Genomic DNA, 11,359 nt, shown 5'->3' on the forward strand with positions numbered 1-11,359 from the left:
AGTGGATGCAACACACCGCCCAACAAGGCGGTGTGTTTTCTGGGGTGCGCTTAGAACCCGCGATTTTTCACGTATTCGTCACGCAGATCACCTAGATAGGCCGGGACAGTAATGTCCCACCAGCCGGTCGGGTGCATGTTGCTCCATGGACGCTCGATCGACGTGATTGCCTCGATGACATAAGGCCGGCCAGACGCCAGCGCACGCTCGACGGCAGCGCCAATCTGCAATGGATCCGTCACACGTTCCGACGCGGCACCCAGCGACTTGGCGAAGTCGGCGATGTGCGCTTCCCACGATGCGCCGTCAGGGGTGCGGAAGTCGGTGATCATTTCGCGGTCTTCACCGAACATGTTCAGTTGCAGGTTGCGAATCGCGGCCCATCCACCGTTGTTCATGATCAGGAAGATCGCCGGTACGCCCATCATTACCGCTGTCGCCAGTTCCTGCCCGGTCTGCAAGAAGGCACCATCACCGCAAATGGCGACTACAGCCTGGTTGGGCGCGCCCATCTTGGCACCGATCGCGGCCGGCACAGCGAAACCAATGCCGGAAAAGCCGCCCGGTGTGATGTGCTGTTTGGGGCCATAGACCGGGAACTCGTTGAACACCTGGTTCTGCGGGTTGCTGGAATCGGTGACGACAATAGTGTCCCGTGGCAGTACCTTGCGGGCCTCGAACAGCACTTGAGAAACCGTCATCGGCGACTGGTTGCAGGTGCGCAACGGGTGCAGGTGTTCTTCCCATTTGCCTTTCAATGCCTGCAAGCGCTGGAACATGTGCGACTTGCTGTAATCCGCGGCCGGGGCCGCTGCGCGCAATTGCTCCAGCAAGGCGGCAAGAATCGGGCCCGCATCACCGACAATGCCGATTTCCGCCGGGTAGTTCTTGCCGATTTCAAAGCCGTCGATATCGATCTGGATCAGCTTGGTCTTCGGAATATCGAACGTGACACCGGGACGATAGGACGAAGTGATACGGTCACTGAAACGACAGCCGATGGCCAGGATGACGTCAGCTTCTCGGGTCATGGCATTGCCCGGAATGGACCCCAGGTCACCGCAAGGCCACGCGTAAAGCGGGTGATCTTCCGGGATCGAGCCCTTGCCCATGAAGGAGGTCGTTACCGCCGCACCGATGTGTTCGGCGATCCCCACCAGGTCGTCGCTGGCGTTGGCCGCGATCACGCCGCCACCGGCCATGATCACCGGGCGCTCGGCGGACAACAACAACTCGACCGCACGGGCAATGTCCACCGGATCGCCGTGCAGGCGACCGTGGCTGCGATGTGCTTGAGGCGCAGGCAGCGGCACTTCGGCGTACTCGGCTTGCAGGTCTTGCGGCAGGTTGATCAGCGCCGGTCCGCGACGTCCTTCCAGCATGACGTTGAACGCCTGGGTCATGACGCCTGGCAGTTGCTCGACATGGCTCGGTTGCCACCAGCGCTTCACAACGGGTTCGGCCATGCGCGGGAAGTTGTCACCGTGAGGACGATCAAGTTCCTGCAAAACGCCTTTGCCCATCATGTAGGTGTGCACACCACCGCTGATCACCAACTGAGGGATCGAGTCGGCGAACGCCGTAGCAATACCAGTCAGCGTGTTGGTGGCGCCAGGACCGATGGAGGCACACACCGCGGCAATCTGGCCGCTGGCTCGATAGAACCCGTCAGCCATGTGTGAGGCGCCCTGCTCATGCATCGCAGGCACCAGGGTGATTTCCTCCTTGCGATCCACGAACGCATCAAGCAACGCCGTGTTGCCGTGACCTGGAATGCCAAAGACGTAGGGGACTTTCTCACGGATCAGGTACTCGACCACGATCTGGCCGCCTGTCATTTTTTTTGTATCAGTCATGTCCTGCTCCTGCTTTGCCTAGAGGGTTACTGAGTCAGCGCCGATAGAGAAATCGTGCGCGAGAATGTGGTCCGCTGCCCGCAGCGCTTGCGCCACGATGGTCAGTGCGGGGTTGACGGCCGCGGATGACGGCATGAAAGACGCGTCGATCACGAACAGATTCGCGTGATCGTGGCTGCGGCAATAGCTGTCCAAAGCTGAGGTGCGCGGATCATTGCCAAAGCGTACGGTGCCGCACTGGTGTGCCGTGGAATGCTTGAGCAACGGCTTGGTCAGCACGATCGGGTAGCCGGCACCGCGCAACAGTGCTGCCAGGCGTTTAACCAGTTCTTTATGGGGGGCAAGGTTGTTACGGTGAATAGCCAGCTGAACCTTGCCGTCCTTGATCAACACTCGACTGTCCGGGTCGGGCAGGTCTTCGGAAAACGCGATCCAGTCAATACTGTGCCGGGCCATGCTGCTGCCCACGGCTTTTGGCAGGAAAGGCACGTTGGCGGACAACATCCCACCCTGCAGCTTGCCGAGCATTTGGGCGTGCCCCAGCGGAAACGGATAGTCCGACGCGCCGAAGTAAAACTCGTTCATCGCCAGGGTTTTCTGGAACGTCGTGGTGTTTTCCCGAAACGAGAGACCCATCAATGCTGTCTGGTTGTGCGCCATGTAGTGCCGACCTACAACATCGGAACTGTTGGCCACGCCGTTGGGCGCCGCCGGGCATGCCGAGCGCAATAACAACGCGGCACTGTTGACGGCGCCACACGCCACGACAATGAGCCTGGCCGTCAGTGTCTGGGGTTCGCCATCGATATCCACCTCCACGCCCGTCACGGTTGAGCCGTCGGCGCTTAGCACCAGACGTTTGACCAATGCGTGGGTCTGCAAGGTGACATTCCCTGTGGCCAGCGCGGGGCGCACCAGAGCGGTCTCGGCTTCGAGCTTGGCTGCCACTTTGCAGGGAAAGCCATCGCAGGTCTTGCACAGGATGCAGCTGCCCGACGAGGTATAGTCAACCGCCAACGGCAGTGCCGAAGTGCGGGCACCGGCACGACGCATGGCCGACGCCATATCGGCGACGATCGGCTCGTCCGCTACCCGTGGATAAGGATACGGATGGCTGCGCCAAGGCGCTGTCGGATCGTCGGTGTCATCGCCATGCACCTTGAACATCTTTTCGGCTTCGTAGTAATAGGGTTCAAGCTGCGCATAACTGATCGGCCACGCGGGGGCGACCCCTGCTTCGTGCTCGAGCGCTTCGAAATCACGTTCGCGAAAACGGATCATCGAGCCCCCATAGAATTTTGTGCAGCCACCTACGTTGTAGTAAATGCTGGGGCGAAACTCAGCACCGCTGGCATCCAGCCAGCTGTCGTGGGCCGTGTAACGCTTGTCGAAGAATACGGACGCCACGCTCCAGTTTTCCTCTTCACGAGGGACCCAATCGCCGCGCTCGAGCATCAGCACGTTCACCCCGTTTTCAGCGAGGCGTCGGGCAGTGGTCGCACCACCGATTCCGCTGCCAATCACAATGACGTCGGGTTGTACTTTCATCTAAGCCTTCGCCTCTTTGTTTTTTGGGTCATGAGCTTTTGCTGTCACGGTTGCGTTGAACGCCATGGAATTATTCGCCGCCGCGCACTTGCACTCAATTTCGCAACCGTTGAAAAAGCCGACGCACACTGACGCACTTTCATTCGTGATCGCGTACCGGCGCGGGCTTTCAGCGAGACGTGGCCGGGCATAGCGCGGCACCCGGGTTGTCTGTCGGGGTGCTAGCTATGGTTTTGAGGGGGGATTTTTGTTGAAAATTCAGGGGGACAGCGATCAACGGTGGCGAGGGAGTTCACTCCCGCCGGGTCGCGCAGCGGCCCCCTGTGTCCCGGCAGCAAGATAGTAACCACAGGTTTTACGACTGCTGCGCAGCCGAACGGGAGCAAGCTCCCTCGCCACAACTACCGGGGGTTGCTCAGTCGTTGGTGAAGTCGACCCAGCAACGGCGCTCATGGGAAGCGACGCACAGTTGTGATAACAGAACCCCTCGCACGCCCTGGGTAATATCGGGAATCGGCACCGATGTGCTGTTGCGCCATCCTGCGCCGGCGTCCAGCGCCTGGGCAAAGTCGGCGTAGAGCACGGCCAATGCCTCGAGATAACCCTCGCTATTGCCCGCTGGCAGGCTCGAATCCGCAAGTGTCTGGGGTCTGTTATCGGACTGGCCGCGCCGATAGATTCGGTCCGCTTCGTCGATGGGCGTGAACAACAACGTTTCTGGCGCTTCCTGGCGCCACTCGACCGACGCCTTGCTGCCAATGATCTTGAAGCGCAAGCCATTGCGATGCCCTGGCGCCGCCAGACTGGCCCAAAGCAAACCGTCGACGCCGCCTTCGAATTCAAGCTGAACCACGTCGGTATCGTCCATCGTCCAGCCCGGCACCGTCGATGTGAGCTTGGCGCTCAGGGCAGTGCAGCGCAGTCCGCTCAGAAACTCCAACATGTTGAAGGCATGGGTGCCGATATCGCCGAGCGCGGCGGTCGGGCCGACTTTGGCCGGATCACCGCGCCAGGCCAGGCTCTTGCCTAGCTCCGCCGTGCCTGCTGCCAGCCACTCAAGCAGGTACTCGACGTACATGAAACGAATGTCGCCCAACTCGCCGGCCTGAATACGGCTGCGAGCGTCACGGACCATCGGGTAGCCCTGGTAGGTATAGGTCAGCGCGAGGAACGTATCGTGCCTGGCGGCAATGCGCTGCAGCTCGCGCGCTTCAGGTTCGGTATTGACCAGCGGCTTGTCACAGATAACCGGAATCCCGGCCTCTAGAAATAGCTTGCAAGGCAGGAAGTGCAGATGGTTTGGCGTAACGATAATGACGGCCTCCAGGCGGTCCGCTCGCGCAGACTCCACCCGTGCCATTTGCTCGATGCTTTCATAGACTCGGTCCGGCTCGACACCCAAGGCCTCCCCCGCCTCGCGCGCCGTGGCCGGATCCGAGGAAAAAGCGCCGGCGACAATCTGATATCGATCGCACAGCCGCATGGCTGCACGATGATAACTGGCGAAATACGCGCCCTTCCCGCCGCCCACCATGCCGACCTTGATCTTGCGCTTGCCAGGGATGTCGCCAGTTAATCTGGGCATTGGTAATGCTCCTTATTGTGCGATGAATGGGATGGTGGGAACCGCGGACTCAGCGAGTAACCGCTAGCGTCTGCACAGGGCGTTCCTTGCGTCGACTGTTCATCAGCATCGGGCCGAACACTGTCAACAAGACCGATAACACCAGGGGGACGTAGAACAATGCACCAATACCGAAGACAGTCACCACATAGGAATAGGCCGCCGGCCCCCCCAATAATCCGGCAAACCCGACGCCATTGACGATGCCGACGTTGCGTCCGGCATTTTCGGGGTCCTTGCTTCCTGCTGCGGACACCAGCAGCGGGGCCACACAGGCCAGCCCGAGTCCGAGCAAGGCGAATCCGGCCATTGCCACGTGTCCGTCATGGCTCAAGGTTGAGAGTCCAACGCCCACAATCGACGTCGCACCGCAGAAGAACATCATGCGTGCGCGGCCAATCCGCTCCGCTAGCCAATCTCCGGTCATGCGCCCCACAAAACCCGCCCCGGTGAACAGGCTGATGCCCAGTCCCGCCGTAGAGATCCCAAGGCCAGACTCACGCATCAAAAATTCCTGCCCCCAATCACTGACGGCACTCTCGCTGATCATGCCCGCGATCATCAGGGCGCCCAGCCCCACCATCAGCGCGGTAATGCGAATGTCTACCGGCGTTTGCCGCTCCGGCTTTTTTGACGTATCGGTGGTGGTCAGTAGTTCGTCCTTGGCCAACAGAAAATGACTCATGACCAGGCTCAACGCCGCCAGACTTAAACCCGCGACGGTAAAAGGAATAATCGCGCTTTCTTCAGACAGACCCGCCAAATAGCTGGCAAGGATCCCGAACACAAAGCCTCCGAGCGAAAAACAGGCATGAAACGACGACATGATGGGACGCTGATAGAAGCGCTCGATTTGTACGCCGTGCGCATTCAACGCAGTGTCGGTGGCACCACGCAGCGTTCCTAGAACGATCCCGAACATCATCGCAAACCAGTACTGGTCCGCGAGACCGAGGCCGATCAACGACAACGGGTAAGCCAACAATGTGCAGCGGATTACGGTGCGAGGGCCAAACTGATCGACCAACCGGCCAACGACAAACGCGCCTACCGTGGCGCCGATGGCGATGCCCAATGCAACCATCCCGAAGTCCAGGTCGCCTAACGCACCTTGCATGCCCAACCGGTTCCTGAAGGCGCTGACGCCGACGGACCAGGTATAGAACAAGGCGCCAATAATCATGAAGCCGGCAAAATTCGCCCAACGCGCCTTGCGAATGCGCGGGGTGACCAGGGAGTTGTCGCGTTTATTGGTAAACATCAATCACCTGTCGAGGGCGCTCATACTCGCCCCTTAGTTATTGGTATATATGGCTGGTCGCCATAGACAGTGATGTTGCAAAAAACCCGTACTGACGGGTAATAACTGAAGTATCCGCAGGCAAATACGTTTTCTCAATTTCGCACTTGCCCGCGGAGTGACGCACATTGACGCACTTGCAACCCAACGCCTTTTACGTCGAAGGCTCGGTTCACCACCGCCTGATGTCAGACGGTTTGGCGTGAATCAAAGCGCGACTGTTCACGCAGGCATTGAAAACGATGCACCTTCACGCACGTTCGCCGACGGCCAGCGCTGAGTGATGGTCTTGCGTCGTGTGTAGAACCGCACGCCATCGGGACCGTAAGCATGCAGGTCGCCAAACAGCGAACGCTTCCACCCGCCAAAACTGTGCGAAGCCACGGGCACCGGCAAGGGAACGTTGATACCGACCATGCCCACTTGAATTCGATCGCTGAAGTAACGGGCGGCCTCACCGTCGCGGGTATAGATACAGGTACCGTTGCCGTACTCATGGTCGTTGATCAGTTGCATGGCCTCATCCATGGTTTTCACCCGGATAATCTGCAGTACCGGCCCGAAGATTTCTTCACGATAGCTGTGCATGTCTGCCGTCACCGCGTCAATCAAAGTAGCCCCGACAAAGAAGCCGCTCTCATGCCCTGGCACCCGCGCGTCACGACCATCGACTACGATGCGTGCACCTTGCTCCTGGGCGCTGCTGATATAGCCGACTACCTTGTCGCGATGTTGAGCGGTAATCAGAGGGCCAAAATCATTACTGGCGTCGCTGTGCACGCCGAATGTGAGACCTTGCATGGCTTCGGCCAGCTTGCCGATCAACGCGTCGGCAACGGCGTCGCCCACAGCTACGGCCACCGACAGCGCCATGCAGCGCTCTCCGGAAGACCCGAACGCGGCGCCAAGCAACGAGTTGACGGCATTGTCGAGGTCGGCATCGGGCATCACGATTGCGTGGTTCTTGGCACCGCCCAGAGCCTGGCAACGTTTCCCTTGCGCGGTGGCCGTGCGGTAGATGTATTCGGCGATGGGCGTCGACCCCACGAAACTCATGGCCTGTACTCGCGGGTCGAACAACAGCGCGTCAACTGCCTCTTTGTCGCCATTGACGACGTTGAGGACGCCTGGTGGCAGACCGGCTTCATGCAACAGCTGGGCGATATAGAGGGTCGCGCTCGGATCGCGCTCGGAGGGTTTCAATACAAAGCAGTTACCGCACACCAGTGCCATAGGCACCATCCACAACGGCACCATGACCGGGAAGTTGAAGGGCGTAACGCCTGCCACGACGCCCAACGGCTGAAACTCGCTCCACGAATCGATGTTCGGCCCGACGTTACGGCTGTGCTCCCCTTTGAGCAACTCTGGAGCACCGCAAGCGTATTCGACGTTTTCAATCCCGCGCTGCAATTCACCGGCGGCGTCATGGCTTATCTTGCCGTGCTCTTCACCAATCAATTCGCAAATGTGCGCCGCATTCTGCTCCAGCAGTTCCTTGAAGCGAAACATGATCCGCGCGCGCTTGGCGGGCGGTGTATCGCGCCAGGCGGGGAATGCCGCGTCTGCCGCTTCGATGGCGGCCTGAACGGTAGCGGTGGTGGCCAGGGAAACCTGGCGCTGCACCTGCCCCGTGGCAGGGTTGTATACCGCCTGGGTTCGGCCCGTGGTTGTAACCATTTCGCCGTTGATCAAATGTCCGATGGTGCTCATGAAAAATCTCCGAAACGAGGTAATAGGTCTGACGCAGCGATGGCTAATCCCACAGCGCGCGGTAAAGCCCGATCATTTGATCGACGTCGGGTACTTGCGGGTTGTTGCCGGGTGAGCCGGAAGCCAGTGCCTGCTCGGCCATCGTGGCAACCACTTGATCGAAACGCGCGCGATCGACCCCAAACCCGGCCAGCGTTGGCACGGCCAGTTCGGCATTGACCCTTTGCAGAAACTCGATGAGCCGCCGGCCCGCCAAGGCATCGTCGTCGCCCGCCTGGGCCGCGCCCATTGCGCGTGCACACTCGGCATAACGTGCCAAGGCCGAGGGCAGCGACCACGCCGTGACCGAGGGCAGCAACATGGCGTTGGAAAGCCCGTGAGGCACATGAAAGAACGCACCAATCGGTCGGCTCATACCGTGCACGAGTGCGACGGACGCATTGGAAAAGGCAATACCGGCCAGAGTCGCGCCCATCATCATGGCCTCGCGCGCAGGCTCATCCTGGCCATCGCGATAGGCCCTGATCAGGTTCGGCCCCAGATACGTCATCGCCGCGAGTGCCTGGCTATCGCTGTACGGATTGGCCTTGCGGCTGACATACGCCTCGATGGCATGGGTCAGGGCGTCGATGCCGGTGTCGGCGGTCGTCCGCGCGGGCAGGCTCAGTGTGAGTCTGTAATCGATCAGCGCTGCCACGGGCATGAAGCCGATGCCCGCGCAAAGCAATTTTTCGTCGGTCGTCTCGTCGGTGATGATCGTGAAGCGTGTCACCTCCGACCCGGTGCCTGCGGTAGTGGGAATGGCGATCAAGGGCAGGCCTGCTTCGTTGACCTGGCGCGGAAAACGGTAGTCACGGATCTGGCCACCGTATCTGGCGAGAATCGCCATCGCCTTGGCGCTATCGATGGGGCTGCCACCTCCCAGCGCGACGATCGCATCGAAATCGCCCTCACGAAGACGCGCAACGCCCGCCTGAATCGAGGCGGCTGTCGGTTCCGGAACCGTCTCGGCAAAGACCTCGCTGTCGATACCTCGCTTCGCAAGAATGTCGTGCAGGCGTTGCGCCTGACCCAGCTTGACCATCACCTGATCGGTCACGATCAAGGGTCGACGGCAACCCAATGTGCTGAGCACATCGGGCAGGCGCAGGCTTGCATCGGCGCCAATTTCCATGATGCGGGGCAGGATGACAGGGACTGACATATGACCACCTAAATTTGATTTATTGTTCAATACCGATATGAAATGTATCGTTATAAGAATATTATGTCGATAGAAAGACAAAAAAAAGGAGCACCGTAAGTCGGTGCTCCTTTTGAGGAGGGGTGAAATGAAGGGTCAATCCTGCTCGGCAGGCTCCTCGACCAATATGCGCAGTTGTTCTGCCGCATGGCGAAGCGCGGGCTCAAACGTCAACAGTTGTTCGAGGCTTTTGCGGATGGTCGGCGCATGGGTAAACAGACAGGCGATCAAGCGCCCGTCATGGTCCTTGACCGGCACCGCGCAGGCGACCATGCCATCGACGAACTCTTCGTTGTCCACCCCAAGATCGCGAAGGCGAGTTTGCTTGAGTTCCTCCTCCAATTGCCCGGCATCGGTGATGGTATTGCTCGCCATACGCTTGAGCGCGAGGCTATCGATAATCTGCCCGCGTCGGGCCTTGGAAAAGCTGCTCAGGTACAACTTGCCACTGGCCGTGCACCACATCGGCACATGAGCCCCCACGGGAAGGTGCAACTGCAGCGGCCAGCTGCTTTGAACGCGATCGTAATACACCATGTCGATGCCATCGGGCATCGCAATACCGCAGGTCTCATCGAGGGTATCGCACAACTGCCGCAGAATCGCCTGACGCTGAGCCTTGTGACGGCCGGCGTAAATCACGCCCACGGCAATCTGATGCAATCGATCGCTGGGCACGATGCCGCCGCGCATGTTGGTTTGCAAATAGCCTTCTGCCTGAATCTGCTGCAGCAGGCGATGCACACTGGGCTTGGGAATGTCGAGCAGATAGGCCAGGTCTGCAGGTGAAAGTGCATGATCGGCCTGAACCACCGCTTCAATGATGTCCAGCGCACGGGTGATGGAGGAGCCTTTGTTACGGGAGTTCGGACTATCGGTCATAGGGCAAAGGCCTGAGTTCGGGATGCGGCAATTCTTGCGCAGCATGGCCCGGATGTCTAACCGCGCTGAAGTGAGGGTGTGGCGTAGAATGTGCTTGAATTCTGCGGTAAGCACCATTGATAACGACTTCGCGTATTGCAAGGAAGCCCTGAACATTAGAGGGTGATTGCTTCCCACAATTGTTGATGGCGAGATTGCCATTACCTGACACACCGGTTGAGGAGACTTATTGATCATGCCTGTAGATACCGCCCTTTCACATGGCGAGCGCAACCAAGTGCGCAACGACCTGCAGGGCAACGTACAGAAAAATCTCGCGACGCTGGTGGAATCTTGCAGGTCGGTTGCCGACATGTGCCGCAAGGTCGACGTCAACCGCCAGCAATTCAACAAATACCTGGCGGGCCAGCACGTGCCCTCGCAGAAGATCCTGCAGAAAATCGCTCGGTATTTCATGATGGAGGCGGAGGATCTTTTCCGCCCGCCGGCCGACTTCAAGAAATTCTATGAAGGCTTCGAGAACGAATTACCCATCGGGCTCAGGGCGTCGTCGCAGTTCAATCATTTCCTGCCGCTGGCCAAGCAGTCCGCCGAGTTGCTCGACGACTACCTGGGCGTTTACTACCGCTACCACAACTCCTCCATTTACAAAGGCCGGATCCTGCGCTCCGTGACCTGCCTGTACCGGGCAGAATCGATGGTGCAATACGTCACCGTAGAGCGCTTTCCGCTGCTCGACGGCAGCGGCAAGATCGGTTATTCGTTCACCTACCATGGCTTCTGCCTGCTGCTAGGCGATCGCCTGTTTCTGGTGGACTTTGAGGGCAAGCAACGCAACGAAATCACCTTCTCCATCCTGACGCCCCAGCACCGCAGACCGATCCGCTTTCTGTACGGCCTGATCACGGGTGTCGCCTCCAGCTCCTTCCGCCAGCCGTTTTCGACGCGCATGGCGTTGGGTTTTGCGAGCAAGGGGAGGATCACCCGACAGCATCTGCGCAATGCCACGGTGCTCCTGCCCAGCGATCTGTCGCTGCCTCTGGAAGTCCGTGAATACATGACCGGTGATAACTCGACCATTGTCTGGGGCGGCCAGGACTGATTTTCCGACCAATACCGCCCGGACGTACCCCGCTCAACTGTGGGAGCTGGCTTGCCAGCGATGGCGATCCTGGATACGCCATCGTTGGCAA

General features: G+C 59.4%; 8 protein-coding genes. 1 reads left to right on the forward strand and 7 read right to left on the reverse strand.

From position 1 onward, the window contains the following. Positions 1-50 precede the first annotated feature (50 nt). The 7 genes from H7698_RS17620 to H7698_RS17650 all read right to left on the reverse strand — a co-directional run bounded on the left by H7698_RS17620 (position 51) and on the right by H7698_RS17650 (position 10,166). Positions 51-1,856, reverse strand: coding sequence for a thiamine pyrophosphate-binding protein (locus H7698_RS17620; RefSeq protein ID WP_194692297.1), 1,806 nt, complete (start codon positions 1,854-1,856; stop codon positions 51-53). Positions 1,857-1,874: 18 nt separating this feature from the next. After that, positions 1,875-3,404 (reverse strand): GMC family oxidoreductase, encoded by a 1,530-nt coding sequence (locus tag H7698_RS17625; protein WP_194692298.1) that lies wholly within the window; start codon positions 3,402-3,404, stop codon positions 1,875-1,877. A 415-nt stretch (positions 3,405-3,819) separates the two neighbouring features. Then, the gene (locus tag H7698_RS17630) at positions 3,820-4,989 is read right to left on the reverse strand and encodes a Gfo/Idh/MocA family protein (protein ID WP_194692299.1); all 1,170 of its coding nucleotides are present in this window, start codon (positions 4,987-4,989) and stop codon (positions 3,820-3,822) included. Positions 4,990-5,038: 49 nt separating this feature from the next. After that, positions 5,039-6,289, reverse strand: a complete 1,251-nt coding sequence (locus H7698_RS17635) for an MFS transporter (RefSeq protein ID WP_194692300.1) — start codon at positions 6,287-6,289, stop codon at positions 5,039-5,041. A 261-nt stretch (positions 6,290-6,550) separates the two neighbouring features. Beyond that, the gene (locus H7698_RS17640; protein WP_194692301.1) at positions 6,551-8,041 is read right to left on the reverse strand and encodes a CoA-acylating methylmalonate-semialdehyde dehydrogenase; all 1,491 of its coding nucleotides are present in this window, start codon (positions 8,039-8,041) and stop codon (positions 6,551-6,553) included. A gap of 43 nt (positions 8,042-8,084) precedes the next feature. Further along, positions 8,085-9,245, reverse strand: a complete 1,161-nt coding sequence (locus H7698_RS17645) for an iron-containing alcohol dehydrogenase (RefSeq protein ID WP_194692302.1) — start codon at positions 9,243-9,245, stop codon at positions 8,085-8,087. A 135-nt stretch (positions 9,246-9,380) separates the two neighbouring features. Further along, on the reverse strand, positions 9,381-10,166 hold the full coding sequence (locus H7698_RS17650) for an IclR family transcriptional regulator (protein WP_194692303.1): 786 nt from the start codon (positions 10,164-10,166) through the stop codon (positions 9,381-9,383). A 235-nt stretch (positions 10,167-10,401) separates the two neighbouring features. Here H7698_RS17650 and H7698_RS17655 point away from each other — a divergent pair, with 235 nt between their 5' ends. After that, complete coding sequence (locus tag H7698_RS17655) at positions 10,402-11,268, forward strand: helix-turn-helix transcriptional regulator (protein WP_194692304.1); 867 nt, start codon at positions 10,402-10,404, stop codon at positions 11,266-11,268. Positions 11,269-11,359 lie beyond the last annotated feature (91 nt).

Origin of the sequence: Pseudomonas sp. p50(2008) (assembly GCF_015351605.1) — a bacterium.
Classification (GTDB): domain Bacteria; phylum Pseudomonadota; class Gammaproteobacteria; order Pseudomonadales; family Pseudomonadaceae; genus Aquipseudomonas.